The 19,736-nt window shown below is 52.8% G+C and carries 19 protein-coding genes; 5 read left to right on the top strand and 14 right to left on the bottom strand.

The genetic code is table 11. The features are described from left to right. Nucleotides 1-45 precede the first annotated feature (45 nt). The gene (locus BMY49_RS00400) at nt 46-1,737 is read left to right on the top strand and encodes a BCCT family transporter (protein ID WP_276325963.1); all 1,692 of its coding nucleotides are present in this window, start codon (nt 46-48) and stop codon (nt 1,735-1,737) included. A gap of 56 nt (nt 1,738-1,793) precedes the next feature. Here the strand turns inward: BMY49_RS00400 and BMY49_RS00395 are convergent, their stop codons facing one another. Next, entirely contained in the window at nt 1,794-2,837 is a 1,044-nt protein-coding gene (locus BMY49_RS00395; protein WP_089674456.1) for a DNA-binding protein, read from the bottom strand. Between the two features lie 130 nt (nt 2,838-2,967). Between BMY49_RS00395 and BMY49_RS00390 the strand changes: the two genes are divergently transcribed. Both BMY49_RS00390 and BMY49_RS00385 read left to right on the top strand, forming a co-directional pair. Next, nucleotides 2,968-4,179 (top strand): tyrosine-type recombinase/integrase, encoded by a 1,212-nt coding sequence (locus BMY49_RS00390; RefSeq protein ID WP_244154864.1) that lies wholly within the window; start codon nt 2,968-2,970, stop codon nt 4,177-4,179. 38 nt (nt 4,180-4,217) lie between these two features. Continuing rightward, nucleotides 4,218-4,634, top strand: coding sequence for a SufE family protein (locus BMY49_RS00385; protein ID WP_044629113.1), 417 nt, complete (start codon nt 4,218-4,220; stop codon nt 4,632-4,634). 3 nt (nt 4,635-4,637) lie between these two features. Here the strand turns inward: BMY49_RS00385 and yidD are convergent, their stop codons facing one another. From yidD to BMY49_RS00355, 6 genes are read right to left on the bottom strand one after another with little or no spacing between them, the layout of a single operon-like run. Further along, nucleotides 4,638-4,913 carry a membrane protein insertion efficiency factor YidD gene (gene yidD, locus BMY49_RS00380; RefSeq protein ID WP_044629169.1) on the bottom strand — a complete coding sequence of 92 codons (276 nt, stop codon included), beginning with the start codon at nt 4,911-4,913 and terminating at the stop codon, nt 4,638-4,640. A gap of 53 nt (nt 4,914-4,966) precedes the next feature. Continuing rightward, complete coding sequence (hisI, locus tag BMY49_RS00375; protein ID WP_044629112.1) at nt 4,967-5,440, bottom strand: phosphoribosyl-AMP cyclohydrolase; 474 nt, start codon at nt 5,438-5,440, stop codon at nt 4,967-4,969. After that, entirely contained in the window at nt 5,440-5,889 is a 450-nt protein-coding gene (locus BMY49_RS00370; RefSeq protein ID WP_044629111.1) for a transcriptional repressor, read from the bottom strand. Before BMY49_RS00370 ends, hisI begins: the two co-directional genes overlap by 1 nt. Nucleotides 5,890-5,920: 31 nt before the next feature. After that, a complete protein-coding gene (locus BMY49_RS00365) occupies nt 5,921-6,919 on the bottom strand; it encodes an alpha-L-glutamate ligase-like protein (RefSeq protein WP_044629110.1) in 999 nt (332 codons plus the stop codon). Then, nucleotides 6,916-8,439, bottom strand: a complete 1,524-nt coding sequence (locus BMY49_RS00360) for an inactive transglutaminase family protein (RefSeq protein WP_044629109.1) — start codon at nt 8,437-8,439, stop codon at nt 6,916-6,918. Before BMY49_RS00360 ends, BMY49_RS00365 begins: the two co-directional genes overlap by 4 nt. Before the next feature lie 38 nt (nt 8,440-8,477). Beyond that, the gene (locus BMY49_RS00355) at nt 8,478-9,314 is read right to left on the bottom strand and encodes an ATP-dependent zinc protease family protein (protein WP_044629108.1); all 837 of its coding nucleotides are present in this window, start codon (nt 9,312-9,314) and stop codon (nt 8,478-8,480) included. A 176-nt stretch (nt 9,315-9,490) separates the two neighbouring features. Between BMY49_RS00355 and BMY49_RS00350 the strand changes: the two genes are divergently transcribed. After that, the gene (locus BMY49_RS00350) at nt 9,491-9,592 is read left to right on the top strand and encodes a DUF3833 family protein (RefSeq protein WP_143058104.1); all 102 of its coding nucleotides are present in this window, start codon (nt 9,491-9,493) and stop codon (nt 9,590-9,592) included. 75 nt (nt 9,593-9,667) lie between these two features. Here BMY49_RS00350 and BMY49_RS00345 read toward each other — a convergent pair whose 3' ends face one another. From BMY49_RS00345 to gorA, 4 genes are all read right to left on the bottom strand, one after another. After that, nucleotides 9,668-10,063, bottom strand: a complete 396-nt coding sequence (locus BMY49_RS00345; protein ID WP_044629107.1) for an ectoine synthase — start codon at nt 10,061-10,063, stop codon at nt 9,668-9,670. An 89-nt stretch (nt 10,064-10,152) separates the two neighbouring features. Further along, nucleotides 10,153-11,421 carry a diaminobutyrate--2-oxoglutarate transaminase gene (gene ectB / locus BMY49_RS00340; RefSeq protein WP_089674455.1) on the bottom strand — a complete coding sequence of 423 codons (1,269 nt, stop codon included), beginning with the start codon at nt 11,419-11,421 and terminating at the stop codon, nt 10,153-10,155. Nucleotides 11,422-11,508: 87 nt separating this feature from the next. Continuing rightward, nucleotides 11,509-12,087 (bottom strand): diaminobutyrate acetyltransferase, encoded by a 579-nt coding sequence (ectA, locus tag BMY49_RS00335; protein WP_044629105.1) that lies wholly within the window; start codon nt 12,085-12,087, stop codon nt 11,509-11,511. A 228-nt stretch (nt 12,088-12,315) separates the two neighbouring features. After that, entirely contained in the window at nt 12,316-13,698 is a 1,383-nt protein-coding gene (gene gorA, locus BMY49_RS00330; protein WP_058577946.1) for a glutathione-disulfide reductase, read from the bottom strand. Between the two features lie 164 nt (nt 13,699-13,862). Between gorA and can the strand changes: the two genes are divergently transcribed. Further along, the gene (gene can, locus BMY49_RS00325) at nt 13,863-14,510 is read left to right on the top strand and encodes a carbonate dehydratase (protein ID WP_074210590.1); all 648 of its coding nucleotides are present in this window, start codon (nt 13,863-13,865) and stop codon (nt 14,508-14,510) included. 21 nt (nt 14,511-14,531) lie between these two features. On the opposite strand, the gene BMY49_RS00320 is transcribed toward can, so the two are convergent. Genes BMY49_RS00320 through tamB form a run of 3 tightly spaced genes read right to left on the bottom strand, consistent with a single transcriptional unit; the run spans nt 14,532 to nt 19,727 of the window. Next, on the bottom strand, nt 14,532-15,047 hold the full coding sequence (locus BMY49_RS00320; protein WP_083602206.1) for a c-type cytochrome: 516 nt from the start codon (nt 15,045-15,047) through the stop codon (nt 14,532-14,534). Between the two features lie 11 nt (nt 15,048-15,058). Continuing rightward, the gene (gene msrA / locus BMY49_RS00315) at nt 15,059-15,676 is read right to left on the bottom strand and encodes a peptide-methionine (S)-S-oxide reductase MsrA (protein ID WP_089674453.1); all 618 of its coding nucleotides are present in this window, start codon (nt 15,674-15,676) and stop codon (nt 15,059-15,061) included. Between the two features lie 16 nt (nt 15,677-15,692). Continuing rightward, the gene (tamB, locus tag BMY49_RS00310) at nt 15,693-19,727 is read right to left on the bottom strand and encodes an autotransporter assembly complex protein TamB (RefSeq protein WP_457853250.1); all 4,035 of its coding nucleotides are present in this window, start codon (nt 19,725-19,727) and stop codon (nt 15,693-15,695) included. Between the last annotated feature and the right edge of the window lie 9 nt (nt 19,728-19,736).

The following is a 19,736-nucleotide window of genomic DNA, read 5'->3' as shown; positions in this document are numbered from 1 at the left end:
GTTTATTCCATGTAACACTATTGTAAAGCTATTCTCTAAGCCGTTATGGCGAGAGAATTCCCAACAAAGTGCCATGGAGAGACGGCCATTAAACGCTCATCTGTGTTTTCTAATATCCATAAACCTATCTTTTTTGGGTCTTTGGGCCTGCTACTTGCAGTGACGCTTCCGCTCATACTGTTTCCAGAGATGGGGCGCGTCTGGGTGATGGCAGCGCAAAGCTTCGTGACCACTAACTTTGGCGTGCTCTATCTCGCCATGGGCGTCGCTTCGCTGGGCTTTATGTTCTACATCGTGTTTAGCGATATAGGACAAATCAAACTGGGCGATGTAGACGCCGAGCCGGAGTTTTCGCTGCTCTCCTGGGGCGCGATGTTGTTCGCAGCAGGCATCGGCGGGGCGGTTGTGTTCTGGGGTATGGTCGAGTGGATGTACTACCTGCAGAATCCTCCCTTTCATATTGAGCCTTTCTCTGAAGAGGCAACCGCATGGGCAGCGACTTACGGTATGTTCCACTGGGGCCCTATTGCTTGGTCGATCTACCTTGTACCCGCACTGCCCATGGCTTACTTCCTGCACGTGCGTAAACATAAAGTGCTACGCATCAGTGAAGCCATTCGCCCCGTGCTAGGAGAGAAACTGGCTAGAAGCTGGCTGGGCAACATTATTGATATTCTATTTGTTTTTGGCATGCTGGGCGGCGGCGCAACGTCGCTAGGTATTCTGGTACCGCTGATCAATGAAGGGCTGGGTGGTCTGTTCTCCTTCACCCCTAATGCCACCAGCCAAATTGCGGTACTGGTAGGCACTACGGCGATCTTTGCGGTAAGTGCATGGCGCGGTTTGAAGGGCGGCATCGAGATGCTGTCTGACATCAATATGTGGCTTGGTTTAGCCGTGCTGCTGTTTGTCTTGGTGATGGGGCCTACCGTCTTTATTTTGGATACTGGCCTAAACTCCATCGGCTTAATGCTCAGCAACCTGGTTCAAATGGCGACGTGGACAGAGCCTTTCGGTGATCTGAATGGCTTCGAAGACACCGGTTTCCATCAATCCTGGACGATTTTTTATTGGGCTTGGTGGTTGGTATTTGCGCCAACCGTGGGTCTGTTTATTGCGCGCATTTCGAAAGGGCGCCGCATCAAAACCATGGTGGCCGGATCGATTTTCTTTGGCTCACTGGGCTGTGCGCTGTTTTTCATCATCCTGGGCAACTATGGCCTTTACCTACAGCTTTCAGGCACGCTGGACGTTATCCAGGTGATGAACGATCAGTCAGCTAATGCGGCCTTTTATGCGGTGCTGAGCCAACTGCCGCTCTCTTGGCTGGTGACGTTAGCAGTGGTGATTCTGCTGTCTATTTTCACTGCCACTACCTTTGATTCGATTGCCTACATTCTCTCTTCTGCCGCAGAAAAGAAGCTCGATAAAGAGCCATCGCGGTGGCACCGCCTGTTTTGGGCCTTCACGCTGTCCCTGCTACCAATGTCTCTGCTGTTCTTAGGAGGGCTGCAAACACTACAGACCGCTAGCATTGTGAGCGGTGTGCCGCTGCTGTTGATTTCCATGCTGCTGATGGTTTCTATGGTTAGGGCGGCGCACTACGATTTGCGCTTCCAGCCCGACTACGATGAGCCAGAAATCAATATCGAAGAGTTTCCGGAAAACGATCCATGGACCGAAAAGGGCACTTGGGAGTTACCCGATGAGCAGAGCGGTGAGCCCAGTAAGTCTTAACCGACTGGACGGCTACTCCTAATCTTTTAATGCCCTAACCACTATTGGCCATCCCGTTATCGGGATGGCTTTTTTGTCTCTGGTGTGTCGTCACTGCTACTGGCGAGCGTGCTGGGCAGGTCTGCCAGCTGCGCTTGCAAGGAAGCCATGCGCTGCCATAGCTGCTCTTGCCAGTGCTCACTGTCTCGCGTTTGCTGCCGCTGAGTTTCCAGTGCTTTGTGCGCTTTCTCTAGCGACTCTTCGAGCGTGCTGCGATGGGTATGCAGCTCACCGTTTTGGCGCTCAAGCTCGGTGATGCGCTGCTTGAGCAAGCTACACTCTTGCTGATAACCCTGAAGAGCGTCATTTTTTTGCTTCAGCTCATGGCTCAGCGCATCTGCTCGTTGCTCCCACTGCTGTAGGCGCTTCTGCAGCGCTCTCTCTTCCTGGGCGCGTTCTTGTCGTAACGTATCCAATAGCGCCATCAACTTTCCTTCTGATGCCTCGTTGCGCTGCTCTTCTTGGGCTAAGCGCTGCTCCCAACTCCTCTGCTGCTCTTCGAGCTTTTCACTGTAATGCGTTTGCGCTTCTTTTAACGCTTGCTGGGTTTGGTCTAGCTGATGGCGGTGTTGGGCAGCTTCCTGGTGGAGCTTTTCTGCTTGTTGCTGCCAGTGGCGCTCATTGGCTTGGCTCTCTGCCAGCTCTCGATTAAGTGTTTCAAGGCGCTCTTCGGTCTGGCGAAAGTGAGCAGCCAGTGCGCTTTCACGCTGCTCGGCGTTTGCCGCCTGCTGTCGAGCCTCGGCAGCTGCCTGTTGAGCGCTTTCTACTTGGCGATTGGCATCTTCACGGTAGTGAACCAGTGCTTGGTTAGCGACGTCTTGGGCCTCGCGCCATAGCTCGCTGGCGACATTAACGACTACTTCAGGCACGCCTTTGGGGGGCGGTACATCCCGGTTCTGCTCACGCTCGGTACGCCATAAGCGGAAATGCTCACTGATGGTCGTAAAACTACCGGTGCCGAGCACTTCTCGGATGCGCTGCACGCTGGGTGTGTCCCCGCGGGCCAGCAGCGTATCAATCGCGTGCTGGACGTCACTGTACTGAATTCCGCTGCGTGCCATGGTCGTCATCCTTTGCAGTTAGAGAGCGCTATTGTCGTGGTTGTGTCTAAAAAACACAATAATTACGTAATACATAAAACGTAATATTATTTATCTTATAGTGTATTAATTCAAGATTACGCCCATTATCTTGAATTTTATAAGGCGTAGCGCCACACTTAACCCATTGAATAACGACGAAGAGAGCGCTGAAATGCCAAGCCTGATAGAGGAGGAGCACTGGCCAACAAGCCAATCTGTCCTCGCGTCTACTCAGTACCCGCGAATCGAGGCGGAAAATGACTACCAAGCCGTGTGGCTATGGCTGGCGGAGTACCGTGACAGCCCGCAAACGCTAAAAAGCTACCGCCGAGAAGCGGAGAGACTGCTGCTTTGGCTTGCCAGCCAAGGGAAAGGCTTATGTGATATGAACCGCGAGGCGCTGCGCCAGTTTGAAGCTTTTCTAGAAGACCCTCAGCCGCGGGCAGCGTGGGTGGGGCCTTCAAAACCAAGGGAGCATCCTGAGTGGCGGCCATTTAGAAACGGACTGTCGCCCACTAGTCGCCGGCAGAGCTTGATTATTCTTCAGGGCTTATTTAGCTGGCTGGTAGAGGCAGGGTGGGTTGGGCATAACCCCTTTGTGCTGATGCGCGACAAAGCACGACGGATGAATAATCAGTCGCAGGCCGTAGAGCGCTATCTGGAGCAACCGCTGTGGGCCTGGTTTTGGCAGTGGTTAAACCAGCCTTTGAGCAGTAACGATGCTCGCCTCATGTACGAGGATGCGCGTCGACGTTTCATCTTTAGCTTTGCCTATTTATTGGCTCCACGTATTAGTGAGATGGCCAGCGCCCAAATGGATGACTTTCATGAGGTGGAGGGGCGCTGGTGGTGGAGTGTGATAGGCAAGGGTAGTAAACAGGCTCGTATACCGGTGCCTGATGACATGCTGGAGAGTTTGAAAACATGGCGGGCAGCGCTAGGGCTAAAGGCACTGCCAAGCTACCACGAGCCAGCGCCAATCATTCGTGCGCTGGATAAACGCCGAGGCATTAGCGATAACCAGCTTTACCGATTGATTAAGGAAACCTTTGCCAAGGCCGCTGATGTGCTAGAAGAGGAGGGCGGTAAGCCTGCGTATGTGAATGCGCTTCGCCGAGCAACGCCTCACTGGCTGAGGCATACGGCGATCACTCATCAAGCCCAATCCGGCGTTAGCCTGCGTTACTTAGCGGAAAGCGCTCGCCATGCCAAGCTAGATACCACCAGCCGTTATTTGCACACCGAAGCCGATGAGTGGCATCAAGAGCAGCAGCGCCACCGCTTGAAAACGCCCCCAAAAGCAGGGGCTGAAACGTTATAATAGCCGCGACTGTGATTCATCAACGCAAAGGATACGCCATGGCAACTTCAGGCGCAGAGCTAGCCCAACAGGAGCTGGTCGAAGAGTTTGAGATGTTTGATAACTGGATGGACCGTTATCAGTACATTATTGATATGGGAAAGCAGCTGCCTGACTTTCCGGAGGAGCGTCGCACGGAAGAATATAAAATCCAAGGCTGCCAATCCAACGTGTGGATGTGCCATGAACAGGCAGGCGACAAACTGGTGTTCAAGGCTACATCGGATGCTGCCATCGTATCAGGGCTAATTGCCGTGTTGCTGCGTATCTACAGTGAGCGCACAGCCGAAGAGATCAATCAGACCGAGCCGCATTTTTTGAAAGATCTCGGGCTTGATAAGCACCTTTCACCCACGCGCAGTAACGGCCTGCACGCCATGTTAGAGCGTATCTATCAGGTGGCTAAGCAAGGATAAACGTTAGTGGCGGCAGGAGGTTGAGCGGCAACGCTCAGCAGGGCGGTCGTCATCTTCACGGCAGAGCGCTTCGCTGCGCCCACCGGGCACCGGATCCATGCCGCCTGGGCTACCTGGATGGCATTTCACGATGCGTTTGGCAGCCATCCAGCCGCCTTTGAAAGGACCGTGCACCTGGATGGCCTCGATGGTATAGGAAGAGCAGCTTGGCCAGAAACGGCAGCGAGGGCCAAGCAGTGGGCTGATGGTGTATTGGTATACACGAATACAGCCTACCATCACTGCTGTTAGCAGCTTTAGAAAAAACTGTTTAATGGCGAACAGCCAATTTTTCACGGCGCTTTTTTGCCGTATAGCGTGGCCGGGTCAATCAATGGCTCGCTGGTAATCTTGGCGCTGTCTGCACCGAGCGACACATAAAAGCAGCTGCGACGGCCGGTATGGCACGCGGGACCAGTTTGCTCCACCTTAACCAGCAGCGTATCCCCATCGCAATCTAGCGCTGCGCTTTTAAGGTGCTGTTGCTGGCCAGATGTCTCACCTTTGCGCCATAGCTTTTGGCGCGAGCGTGAGAAGTAGCAAACTCGCTGCGTTGTTAGCGTCTCTTCCAGGGCTTCTCGGTTCATCCACGCCATCATCAGTACTTCGCCCGTATCATGTTGCTGGGCAATGGCGGGAATCAGGCCGTCTTCATTAAAGCGAACGGCATCTAGTAGCGTTGCAAGCTTGGGCAGGGAGGTTGTTGTGGTCGCTGACTCTAACGCCTTAAAAAGCTGTTGAGGGGCGAGTTCATCAAATTGGGACATTAGGCATTACTCACGGATCGGCATGCTTGACATAAGCCCTGAAGCTCAATCGTTTGGCGCTCAACGTTGAAGCCTTGGCGCTGGGCAAGGGCGGCAAGCTGATCGCTAATTTCATCAAGGTGCAGCTCTTCGACGTAGCCGCACTGGCGACAGATAAGTAGCTGGAAGCCATGGGCGTGCTCTGGGCATGCGCAAGCCACATAGGCATTTTGTGATTCAATGCGATGCACCAGCCCCTGTTCGATCAGAAATTCCAGCGCGCGATAGACAGTAGGCGGGCGGGCAGCGGCATGCTCAGTGGAGAGCTGATCCAGCAGATCATATGCTTTGAGGCCGCCACCGTTTTCTGCGATAAGCTCAAGTACCCGGCGGCGTATCGGGGTAAACCGAACGCCCCGCGTGTGACACTGAGATTCTGCTTGCTGCAATAGCGTATTCGCTTCAGTCATTAGATAACTCGTTGAACGTCTCGCGTGTAGTCTACGCCGTTGCCGAGGGTGTGTCAGGGTTATCGACCAGCTCGCTTTTACGCGCAAAATGGTGCTGGGCGAACGCTACGCGCTTAGCCACCGGCACGTTATCAGGCTGACGCTCAATCAAGTCCAGCCGGCGACGTAGTCCCTCACCGTTGGTCATTTGAATTGCCAAGCCGGGGCGGGCGTTGAGCTCCAGTAGCATTGGCCCGTGTTTACGGTCCAACACCATATCGGTCCCCAGGTAGCCAAGGCCGGTCATCTCGTAGCAGCCTGCCGCCAGGTGAAGGAGAGTTTCCCACTGGGGCACGACAAGGCTTGCCAGGTCATGCCCCGTATCGGGGTGGCTATAGCAAGGGCGGTCAAACTGCACACCCCGTAGCGCTGCTCCAGTGGCGATATTCAAGCCAACCCCGACAGCCCCTTGGTGAAGGTTAGCTTTGCCATCGGATGCCGCCGTGGAGAGGCGCATCATGGCCATCACCGGATAGCCTTTAAAGACAATCACGCGAATGTCAGGAACACCCTCGTAGGTGTACTCAAGTAGGCTTTCATCAAAGTTAATCAGCGTTTCAATGACCGCTACATCGGGCGAGCCGCCTAATGAATAAAGGCCCGAGAGAAGGTTTGAGACGTGTCGCTCAATGTCTTCCATCGTCAGGCTGGTACCACTGGGTTTGTAGAAAAGGCCATTTTCTACCTTTTCAATAACAAGAATACCCTTACCACCACTCCCTTTGGCCGGCTTGACAACAAAGCCCTGATGGCCGTCAAGCATGTCCCTCATATGCTTAACGCCAAACTGTGTCGTCACCGTACCGATGAGTTCGGGCGTGGTAATGCCATACTGCTGAGCCAGTAGCTTTGTTTTGAGCTTGTCATCCACTAGAGGATATAACCGGCGCGCATTGTACCGGCCAATATAACGAATATTACGCCGGTTCATACCCACAATGCCTTTATCCCGAAGGCGGGTCGGCCACGTCCAGTTTTTTAGCCAGCTCATGAAGGCTTCTCATCTTCGGTAATGGGTTTGAAACGACGAAGTTCCAGCAGGCGATAGCCCGTGTAATTACCCAATAGCAGAATAAAGGCCATCAAGATGAGCTGCACACCCAGGAAGTTGAAGGTGATGTGGCGTACCCACGGGTTATTCATTGCAAGGAATGCCAGCACCGCTGTTAGCAGGCTGCCCCCGCCCTGTACCAATACCTGTTTGGGACCTTCTTCTTCCCAAAGGATCGACATCCGCTCAATGGTCCACGCCAAGATGATCATCGGGAAGAACGTCACCGTTAACCCGGCGCTCAAGCCCATGCGGTACGCCAGCACGGTAAAGATCGAGATGATGGCAATGACCGTAATAATGACCGCCGAGACCCTCGCGACTAAGAGCAAATTGAGGTACGAGAGATAGTTACGGATAATTAAGCCAACCGCCACGATGAGCAGGAAACCAATCAAACCGGTCAGTAGGCTGGTTTGAATAAACGCCAGAGCAATCAGTACAGGCATAAAGGTCCCTGACGTTTTCACACCCACAAGTACGCGCAGGAATACAACCACTAGCGCACCGATCGGGATCAACAGGATCGTCTGGAATAGCGCCTGCTCTTCCAGCGGCAGGCTGTGAATCGAGAAGTTTAGCAGCGTGTCGTCGGAGTAGTGGTTACGCACCGCCGCCGAAGCAGGCTGGTAGTGGGTTAGCATTGAGAAGGAAACACGGGAATTCGTGCCACCTTGAACCTCAAGCACCGCACGACCGCCAGTTTCCCATAATAGCAAGTTCTCGGGTTGACCCTGTTCGCCGGTCGCTGGGTTAAACAGCGTCCACTCTTCGGCAGTTTGGTCAAACACCTGAATCCAACTACTGAGGGTTTGACGGCGACGACCATCTTCCAGCAGTAAGCCGCTTACTTCTCTGGCCTGCACGCCTGCTTGATTCAGCAAGCGCACAATCAGAGCTGACGGTTGCATTTGGGTTAGCAGCAGGCGCGCATTTTCTCCCTGACGCTCTCCATTAATATCGAGAATTAACTCGCGGGCAAACGTAGCGTTATTGGCGCTACGATCCCAAGCACGATCAATTAGCTGGCTAGCGGCCGTATCGTAGGGGCTTTCCCAGGGAGTAACAGCAGGGATGCCGGGCGGCGTTTGTATGGGAGCGCGAGAGTCAGGTGATACCAGCATCTGAACGGAGTAATAGAGCTGCTGGCTGCCCACCGCTTCACGGATGGTCCACTGCGCCCGCCGACCCAGCTCATCTGCCAGGTAAGCCAGCCCATAGCCAGAAGATGCCGTGTTTTCGGTCAATACACGGAATCCTGCCTGGTGGGATGGCAGCGCTAGATCGACCTGTACCGGGCCATTTTGAGCGTTGAAGTTAATAACCGCTTCAATCTCCCATACTTGACGCTGCTCGCCTGGAAACCAGGGAATCTCAAACTGCAAATGGCGATGCACGCTGGCGACGATACCAACCAGCAGCAGCAATCCAACGATAAAATAAAATGGCAACCGTGACATGGTGATTCCTTTCAGCGTAAAGCGGCGGGGGAGTGTGATTACTCTTCAGTATCGTCTTGATCGGCCGCTTCATCATCAGCCGCTTCTTCAGAGGGTTCGCCACCCGGGAATTCGGGGCGGTCATGCAGATAGGTTTCAGCAACGTCGATCGTTGCTATATCCATCATGAAACGACGCCCAAGCAGTACCGGATAATCCAGATGCGAGCGGTCGTTCAGAGTGAACTCGACGTTTTCACGAATTGGCCCTAAAGTCATCAACAGTGAAATTACCGGGCGGGACTCTTCGCCAGATGCTTGGATGATTTTAACGCGGCGTTCAATAGGCGCCTCAATCCACTCGTCGCGAATCTGCTCTACAACCACGTCATCTTCATTCAGTGCCAGCTTAAAGCGCACCCAGTCTTCACCATCACGCTCAAAGCGAGTGATTTCGGAAGCAGATAAGGATGACGTATTGGCTCCTGAATCGACCCGCGCCTTTAAATAGGTGCCAATGCTAGGCAGGCCCACCCATTCGCTGCGGCCAAGCAGTGTTTTATTATCTTCGGGTTCTTCAACACGGCACTCTTCGCGAATAATGACGGGATCTTCGCTACGCGCTTCCAAACTGGCAACTTCTTGACGTAAATGGCGCAGCAGGCTGCCCACCTCACGAACATCTGCCGTCAGTACCTGCTGCTGGCTGAGCTGCTGCTCAATGAACGCGGTAGAGGCGTCGCACTGCTGGGCCAGTGATGTCTCAAGCTCAAGGATGCGGGTATTAAAAGACGCCTCGCTTAACGGCGGCGGCTCATTTGACTCTGGCTGTGTCACTGCGCAGCCTGCAAACGACATCGACAAACCGGCCATTAGCCATAAAACACCTGAGCGCATAACGAGGGATATCCTTGGACAATAAGAGCACGAATGATAAGGAGAAGGGTGACCGCTTGTCCAACATGGCTGCGGTTTTTCATTCGTCTAGTTTAGCTGATTTAACATAATATATATTATGCGAACTCTGCTGATCAGTTGCTTGAGCAAATAAAGCCCATTACCTGGCAAACCATATGCGCTACCCGATCGATATTGATGTAGCTGGGCGTCTATTAAGTTTCACCATGGATGACTGGATGTACCTGCAGCCGGATGGTCGGCTGATCAATACTTAGCAAAAAAAGCAGCCTAGCATTTTGCTAGGCTGCTTTCATACGGACTATACAGTAGTACTTAGCATACAGTAGTGCTTAGTCGTCTGCCGCTGCGTAGGAGCCGTCTTCACGATGGACTTCGTTACCAGTGATTGGCGGAGTAAAGACACAAGCTACGGTCATGCCCTTTTCCTTGCCGCGCAGCAGGTGCTCATCGTGCTGGTCCAGCAGGTAGATGTCGCCCGCCTTGATCGGCCAGATTTTGCCGTCGGCCAGGGTCTCTACCTCGCCTTCACCTTCATAACAAAATACCGCTTCATAGTGATTTTTGTAATGAATGTGCGTCTCAGTGCCAGGAAAAATGCGGGTGATATGGAAAGAGAAACCTGCATTATCGTTGGCCAGAACAAGGCGCGTGCTGTCCCAATTACCGTTTTCAGCAGTGACCAGGCGATCTGTTTTACGTGCTTCTTCGAGATTACGAACGATCATAAACGTGCTCCGTTGCGTGGCAGCCAGCTGTTGGCTGCCTATTCCTGTAAGGGACGTAATGGCGTGTGACGATTTAGCGTAACGCTACACTATGCCTTAATAACAGACTTAACTGACGCTTCAAGGATATCTAAGGCTTTCAGCAGATCTTCATCCGGAATAGTTAGCGGACAAAGGCACTTAACCACTTCACCATCCTGACCACTGGTTTCGATGATGAGACCGTGCTCAAACGCATGGCTGGTGATCTTATCGGCGATATCGCCAGATACCACGTCAATACCGCGCATCAGACCACGACCACGCTCGGTCGCCGGCATTCCACTTTCTGTCAGCATAGCGGCCAGTTTTTGGAAGCGCTCTTCAACGATACGCGCTTTACGCTGAACATCACGCGCAAAGGTGTCGTTAGACCAATACTTTTTCATCGCTGCGGTCGCCGTCACCATCGCCAAGTTAAAGCCACGGAACGTACCGTTGTACTGGCCAGGCTTCCACTTATCGAGCTCAGGACGCATCAACACATGTGCGAACGGTAAACCGAAGCCTGAGAGCGATTTCGAATTAGTGACAATGTCTGGCGTAATGCCTGCATGCTCGAAACTGAAGAATTTACCCGTGCGACCGCAGCCTGCCTGGATATCATCCACAATGAGAAGGATGTCATGCGCATGACAGATACTTTCTAGGCGCTTGAGCCAATCCAGGCCTGCGACGTTGATACCGCCCTCGCCTTGCACAGTTTCAACAATCACGCCCGCTGGGATATCTAAGCCGCCTGACTTATCGTTTAAGAGCTTTTCAAAGTAGTCCAGCGTGTCGGCATGCTCACCCATGTAGCCATCAAATGGCAGGAAGCTTGCGCCTTGCGTGGGGATGCCCCCCGTCGCCTCGCGGAACTTACGGTTACCGGTGGTTGCCAGGGCGCCCATGGTCACACCGTGGAAGCCGTTGGTGAAGGTCACAATGTTATGGCGACCTTTAGCAACACGGGCCAGACGGATGGCCGCTTCCACTGCGTTAGTACCGGTTGGTCCCGGCAGGTGGACTTTATAATCGAGTCCACGAGGTTTCAGAATGACGTTCTCAAGGGTTTCCAGGTAGTCACGCTTAGCGCTTGTCCACATATCTAAGCCATGAACCACTCCATCACTGGAGAGATAATCAATCATGGCTTGTTTAAGGTGGGGATTATTGTGACCGTAATTCAGCGTGCCAGCGCCGGCGAGAAAATCAATGTATTCACGGCCATTCTCATCGGTCAGCCGCGCATTCTGTGCCTTGGTAAAGACAACAGGAAACGAACGTGAATAGGTACGAACATTGGATTCCATGCGTTCGAGTGTTTGGGTCTGCATTAGCGACCTCCTTATCAAGTATGTGAGCTAAGCGAGTTAAAACAGCTAGGGCAACACGAGCGGGAAAACGATCTATCGAGACGGCCTTTAGATGTGGTCCGTCTGGAATGGCCCGATACGTACTAGGTTTTCCGGGTCGTGCTCTCCCCCAAGCTGTTCGGTAGAAAAGTATTCACGGCTGTTCAAAGGTGCCTGCCATCGTGCAGCTAGGCGACGGAACAACCCCCACGATGCTTGGTTGTCAGGGGTGATCGTGGTTTCTAAGTGGTGAACGTCGTCAAGTTCAGGGCGCGACATAATCGCTTCCACCAGACGGCGTGCCAGACCTGTGCCCCGAGCTTTTTCACCTACGGCGATTTGCCATAAAAAATAGGTGTCAGGGGCATTATCTTTGACATAACCGGATACAAAACCAACTACTTCACCCTCTTCGTTGGTAGCCACAGCACAGGTATCGCGGAACTGCGTTGCTAGCAGCAGATAAGCGTAGGCTGAATTAACATCAAGCGGCGGGCACGCTTTGATGAGTTCGTAAATCCCCCAACCATCATCAGCATTGGGCTTACGAATAAAAAGCGGCATTTCGGCATGGCCTACCACGGCATCAGCAACGGTTGGGCGAGCCAGCTCGGCAGAAGGTGTAAAAGGCTTAATAGGCGTACTCATGGTTATGCTTCGCTGTAGCGAATTTGAGAATCATTATAACAGCTGATTATGAGCAATTCAAAAACCATATTATTCATCCCTGTATTTTCTATAATTTTTGGTTATCAAACGAGCGTTACGTACTCTAGCATCAAGTTTCTGGCTACCATCAGAGTTTAGATCAGTGATACCGATGCGCGAGACAAAAAAGGCGAGCCGAAGCTCGCCTTTAGTCGTTGATCAATAAGGTTAATAGCGCGCGGGGGTTCGCATGGTGACGAACTCTTCGGCCCCAGTGGGGTGAATGCCTACCGTACGGTCGAAATCTTCTTTGGTAAGGCCTGCTCGAACGGCGATGGCAATACCCTGAATCAGCTCGCCTGCTTCTTCACCTACCATGTGAGCACCGACAACAACATCGCTGGCGTCATCGACAATCAGCTTCATCAACATGCGCTCCTGGCTACCGGAAAGCGTGTGCTTCATGGCTCTGAAATCAGTGCGGTAGACCCGTATTTTGGAAAACTTCTCCCTAGCCGCCTCTTCAGATAAGCCTACCGTACCGATATTGGGATGACAGAAAACGGCTGTAGGAATGGTGTCATAGTCCAATGGCCTAGGCGTTTTTTTATGGAAGTGAATATCCACCAGTTGCATCGCCTCTGCCAGAGCGACGGGCGTTAATTCAGGCCCAGCGATTAGGTCACCCAAAGCTAGTATTGAAGGAATCTGCGTCTCATAACGCTCATTCACGGACAGCTTGCCTTCGCTGTTTAGCTCAATCCCCAGTACATCGATACCCAGGCCGCTTGTATTCGCCTTGCGCCCAGTTGCGGCAAGCACCGCATCCACTTCTAAGGTTTCCCCAGTGGTTAGCTCAACCTGCAGAGCACCCTCTGTCCGTTCAATGCGCGCAATGTTGGCAGAAAAATGGAGGTTAACGCCCTTTTTGGCCATTTCATCACACGTGAACTCGCGGACTTCCTGGTCAAACCCTTTTAAAAGCAGGTCTCCTCGATAAATCAAATGTGTCTCGCTGCCCAATCCGTTAAAAATACTGGCGAACTCGACGGCAATATAGCCACCACCCAGTACTAAAAACCTTTCAGGAAAGCTATCTAAGTCAAATACTTGGTTAGAGGTTAAGGTAAGATCGCTCCCTGGAAACTCGGGTACCCAGGGCCAGCCGCCTGTCGCGAGTAAGATTTTTTCGGCGCTGACGCTCACTTCGCCATCTGCATTGGTTAGTGTCACTGTGTGCGGATCAACAACGCGGGCCCGAGCGTTAAACAGTGTTACCCCTGCGCCTTCTAGCATGCGCTGGTAGATGCCGTTAAGCCGTTTGATTTCGCTGGTTTTATTATCTCTTAACGTAGGCCAATCGAAGGTTGCTGGTGAGGCCAGCCGCCAGCCAAAACCTGCCGCATCATCAAAGCTGTCATGAAAATGAGCAGCATACGAGTATAGCTTTTTGGGTACACAGCCCACGTTGACACAAGTACCGCCTAAATAGCGATCTTCCGCAACAGCAACGCGTGCGCCGGTAGCTGCTGCCATACGTGCCGCGCGAACCCCACCTGAGCCCGCTCCAATTACAAATAAATCGAAGTCATATGCAGCATCCGCTGACATGGTTATCTCCTATCCACTGCCGTGCTTACCCTCTGCTAAGGTAAGCGCTAAGATTGACCTTCTGTGCAAGGGGGGGTTAAAACGCCCTACCTTGTAACAAAAATGCTGCTGCGCTACGCATGGACTCCCTCAACCCCTGAATAATGTTATCTCACGGAGATTCGATGTCTGATCAAATTGCTACGCTGCTGGATAATAATCGCGTTTGGGCTGAACGGATGTGTGAAGAGGATCCGGACTATTTCAAACGCCTTTCTAGCCAGCAAAACCCCGACTATCTATGGATTGGCTGTTCGGACAGCCGTGTACCGGCTAACCAGATTATCGCCCTGCCACCAGGCGAAGTATTTGTGCATCGCAATGTCGCTAACCTTCTCCACCACACCGATATGAATGCGCTGTCGGTTGTTCAATATGCGGTGGATGTCCTCAATGTAAGCCATATCATGATTGTTGGGCATTATGGCTGTGGTGGTATTAAAGCAGCTGTCACGGGTGGTGAATGTGGCGTGGTAGATTATTGGCTTCACTCAGTCCGTGAACAGTACAACCGCCATCGAGACACACTCGATCACTTGCCCATTGAAGATCAAATTGATCGCATGTGTGAGTTGAATGTGAAGGCCCAGGTCAACAGTTTGTGCCGCACTAAAATCCTTCAGCGCGCTTGGCAGCGCGGCCAATCCATCTCGGTACATGGCTGGGTATACGGCCTGAGCGACGGTCGCGTGAAGGATTTAAACTGCACTATCAGTGGTCTTGAGCAGGTTGAAACGCTTTATCGCATTGATCGCGTTCAATCCAGCGACTAAACGCTGATGCCTACCGCTTCGTTAATCGTAGCGGTAGGCACGGTGACAACTTCGACAGCTAAGACCCACCTCAGAAAAAGCCCGTGTAGCTGCTCGATAATCTTCCTGTTCCGCAGCGTCTATTAAGACACCTACTTTCTCTTCCAAATCGACAAACCCAGCGGAAAAGTCATCCCATTCTTCCCATATTTCTGGTTTCGCATCAGAGCCTCGCCCATGGGTTCCAGCAATAAATGCGGGTAATAAGTGGGCTTGAGTAGCCTTCTCCTGCAGCTCCGCTAGGCGCGGGGCTGCACCACGAGCGTCTTGATTATTGACTAAGTCAAAGCGCAGCTGACGAAGCAGGCGTTCTAGATCTTTTAGCTCATCCTGTCGCCAGATAACTGCTTCACGCTCACTACCAAAAGGTGTGTCATCAACCGATTGTGGCATTGCGGGCGCTTGTTCAGCGTGAGCCCCAAGGCTAAATAAACCGAACACCACGAAGGTTCCGGCAGAACGGGCAACCTGACTTTGAAGGGGGCGATGAAGCAGCATATTTTTGGACCTCAACCAATGGGACACGTAACACCAGTACCTTTTAAACCGCAGTAACCGCCAGGATTTTTATCTAAATACTGCTGGTGATACGCTTCGGCGTAATAGAACACGTCGAGTGGCTTGATCTCTGTGGTGATACGCCCTTTGCCTGCGCGTTGCAATGCTGCTTGGAACGCCTCTGCGCTTTGCTTAGCAGCCGCCAGCTGGGCCTCGGTAGTGGTGAAAATAGCAGAGCGATACTGGCTACCAATATCATTACCTTGACGGTTACCTTGCGTAGGATCGTGCTGTTCCCAGAAGATGTTCAGCAGTGTGGTCAGACTTACCCGTTGTGGATCATACACCACTTTGACAACTTCGGCGTGCCCTGTTAAGCCTGTACAAGTCTCTTTGTACGTTGGATTGGGCGTGATGCCCCCAGCATAGCCCGCTGCCGTCACATACACCCCCGGCTGCTGCCAAAACAGCCGTTCTACCCCCCAGAAGCATCCCATACCCAACACAATTTCCTCATAACCTTCAGCAAACGGTGGGTGTATAGAGTGTCCGGTAATGGTATGAAGGTCGCTGGTCTCAATGGGTGTATCGCGCCCTTCTGGTGCTTGATGTTTCGTAAATAGCGTCATAACACCCTCTTCTATTCTATTGCTGCGGATAAATATAAGGATCGCCTGAGCGCGTGAACGTGTAAATTAGGTCAACGGCTTGGTTAGCACCAGACACCGCCTGTAGATACAGGTTCCGCCATAGCGTATAGCGTAAGGTTAGTTCTGCAATTGGAGAGAAAATACCTACGCCATAGCTAATGCGAAGATCATCAGACAGTTGGCCACTCACCGCTACCTGACTGTCGTCACCCGCCCCAGTGGTATCAAGTGTCAGGTCATCAATCCCAAACGCTTCCCCGATAGAGCCAACGGCCCCACCGGTGCGGCCAAGGGACATACCAATGAGCGCAGTGGTTAGTGCGCTATCAACACCACCGCCTGAAGCATCCGGCGCGCGGCCGCGTAGCAAATACGATAGCGCACGGGTCTCGTCCATCGCGGGCTCTGAAAAGATCATCACATTGGGCTGTTCGGCATTGCCTGTTACGCGCAGCCCTGCAATCACATCATCTTCGGTGACATCCGGGTTGCGGATGGCCTCAAAATCTAGCACCGGCAAGCCCGGAGGACCACTAAAGATCAGTTGACCACGACGAATCAATAGATCTTGCCCGAATGCCTGGAAACGACCATTTACTAAGTTGACGTCGCCAAACAGCTGAAGCGCTCCGCTATCCTGACGAATCTCCAGGCTACCGCCCAATCCTGACTCCAGGCCATAGGCGGCAATTTGCATATCGCGCCCAAGATTCAGTGTAATCAGCACATCCAGAGCCATGCCGGTGTCTGCCAGTTCATCAGCTGCACTGGGATCATTCCCAGCCTCTGCCGCAAGACGTGCTTGCCGTTCAGCCTCACGATCATCGCGCTCGGTAATGATAATTTCATCCGGGCTTGGCGATGTTGCTGACGAAGGTAGATCACCCACCTCTAAGCGAGCCCAGGGAAGATCCACATTGCCCCGTACCTGCAGACGCTTTGGGGTAATACGAATGCGAATATCTGGCGCGGCTTCCAGGCGACCGAACTGCGGTAATACCACCAACAAAGGCTCTTGAGTTGCGTTTAGGTCTATGCCAATACGCCACGCTTCATCGGTAGGCCAATAAGCGTTACCGCTAATCGAAAGCCGGCCTCGCTCGGCAGCGAGAAAACCGTCTATATTTCCCTCTTCGCCATCAAAGGCTACCGCCAGCTCGCCATCCACAATAGTAATGGGAATATCGGGCCCGCTAATACGCAGGCTGCGTAAGGCTAGTTCACCCTGTAAATCAGGCTGGCTTGTGGTGCCACCAATTTGCACGTTGCCATTTAAGCCGCCTTCAAGCTCATCCATACCCACCAACATAGGGCGATAGGGGGCTAACGTGATGTTATTTGCCCGTAGCTGACCATCAAGCGCTCCCTGACCCAATGGGTCGTTTACCGCTAGATTAAGCGTAAGCTCACCTACTTCCGACAGAGCAAGCAGTACATCCGCTTGGGCCTGTGCTTGATTGGCTTCAATTTTCGCATCCAGATTAATAGTGGGAAGCTCTACTGGCTGACCATAATCATTGACTGCCGTGATGGCTAACTCACTGAGCAGCTGAAGATTGGCTTGCCACTGGGCGCCTCCCTGCCCCCAGTTGGCTACTAGATCCGCCGTGGTATCACCTTCAAAGCTCCACTCCTCTGGCAAGAAAGGTTCCAGCATCTCCATGGGTACTTCGCGAACACTCAGCACTGCACGCCCTTGGTCGGCTGACGCGGTAATGGGCTCTTCAGAGCATACGAGGCCACCCTGCAACCGACGTAGGCAGAAAGGTGTTAAGCGCGCCTGGCCGTTAGCAAGGTTGTAAGTGATATCCAGCGGCGCTTCCAAGCGAATGTCCCCCGCTTCTGAATCAACTTCCAGCGGGGTTAATCGCGCCTGATACTGTTGAGCCTGCTGGTTAAAGCGCCCGTCTAAGGCCAAATTAGCTTGGCTCAGAACGTTATCGGCTTCGCCTGTGGTGCTGAGTTGCAAGGCATGCTCGGAAAGTCGCCCGGTGAGGTCAAGGGCGACCGACGCTAGCGCTTGCCCACCTGCATTAACGCCTTGCAGATCCAGTTCGATATTGAGATCGGGGTCGTCAAGACCCTCGACATTACCCGATAGAGAGAGCGTAGTTAGCCTATTTTCAGCAAAGCGTAAACTGCGACCATTCAGCTCTACTACCACTTCTGGCCGGGAGAAACTGCCTTGGGCTTGAATATCACCGGTTAATGTCCCTGCTAGATCAGGATGTAAGCTTTGGAGCTGATTCAGCGCGATATTGGCCTCAAGAGACATCGCCTCTTGGCTGAGTTGTCCTGATGCCGTTAGACGGTTATCACCTTGGGTAAAGAGCAGCTCTTCAATATCAACTTCCAGTTCGCTGTTAGCCTCAAGAGAAGCTTTGAGTGTGAGTGGGTACTCCTGTAGCTGCCCCTGGATATCTAGCTCCGGCAGGCTAATGTCCCAGCGCTCGCCGCGCTGGCGTACGCTGGCGACGATATCGCCACTTAGATTGCCAGCTAGCTGCGGAACAAACAGCGATGGATCTACATTTTCCAAGCGCACGTTGGTATCGACCTCAATCGCCTCTTCCCAGCTTACCCGGCCCTCGCTGCTAAGCGCACTATCATTAATAGTGAGGGTGAGAGGTGACCAATGGAAAGAGGCTAAATCGCCCTCTCCACTCAAACGGATGGCGGTGGCAGGCACTTGTGGGCCTTCGGCATTCGTTTCAAGCGTTACTTGATAGGCCTCCAGGCTGCCGTTGACACCAAGGCTAAGGTTTTCCAGCACGTAGCTCTCAGCTGTAGTGGCAGGTTCTTCCGATGACGCCTCTGGAATCTCGCTGTTGTCAAATAGCGGCCACTGCAAACGGTCGCTCTCTAGTTGCGCTTCAAATGGGAGCGTGGGAGCTAACGCATCTACTTGCGCAGTCAATGACGCATTAACGGGCCCGGTTGCGTTGAGATTCGCGGTCAGGTCAGCAAGGCTACCAGAAAGATTCAGTGCCACCTGCTCACCGCTAAGTGCTGGGAATAACTCGGGTAGCCATAGTTCTGCACGAATCGCAGCATCCAGTGGGTAGTCGCCGCTTAGAGTGACATTGACAGATAAGGTGGCGTCAGCATCAGGTGTGGCAAGCTCCAGAGTGCTTAGCGTTATGTCGCTGCCCTCGGCCCGAGCTTCTACAAGCAGTCGCTCAATCTGATACTCAGCAGCGCCACTTATTGTTATGTCAGTGACTAACAGTGATGCCAGCTCTACGTTAATCGGCAGCTGAATCTCGGGAAGCGTAAGCCGCTCACGCTCGCTAAGGGCAATAGCCTCATTGTCAGCCGCAGGCTTCGCCGGCTGAGCTAGCTGAATAGCGCCGTCTATACCGGCGGCGTTTAGCGATGTATCTATCTTTTGCGTCAACAGCACGCCGGGAGATGGCGGCAAGTAGAGAGAAAGCTCTTCCAGTGTGGTAGGTGCGATAGTGACTTGCTGCTGCTCGGCGGTTATGGAAGTAGCAAATGCTTCCCAGCCCACTTGTGTACCGTCGGCCAGCGTCAGCTGTACGTTATTGAGAGCGATATCGCGCAGTTCAATCGGAAACGGCAGATAAATGCTGAACGGTGGACTGCTTTCCTGTGGCGGCTCCTCGGTTGCTGAGCTTTCAGCTAAGCGAATATCTGCACCTTCAACGCGTAGCGTGTCTAAGCATAACTGACCGGATAGCAAGCAATCTTCTGCCCAGGCAAGCTCAAAATCCGCTAGCGTAATTTGAGTGCCACCAACAGCCATTTGAAAGCCTTGCAGTCGAAAGCTGTCCAGTAGCGCGCCCTCTTGCTGCTCGTAGGTGAAAAAACCACGCTGTTCACCTTGGGAAAACAGCTGCCCGGTTCCCCAGGGGGAGAGCGCTACCCCGGCAACTAAGGCAATTAACCCAAACAGCCATAACGGCAATACGATGATAAGGCGTAACAGGCTCCAGAATGCTAACCAAGTACGGCGCTTAGGTGAGAGCATCTGACGGTTTTGGGGCGCTTTTGAATCAACCTTAGCCAAAGAGCTCTC

The sequence above is a fragment of the Vreelandella aquamarina genome, assembly GCF_900110265.1.
Classification (GTDB): Bacteria; Pseudomonadota; Gammaproteobacteria; order Pseudomonadales; family Halomonadaceae; genus Vreelandella; species Vreelandella aquamarina.
This window is presented reverse-complemented; position numbering and strand designations above follow the sequence as displayed.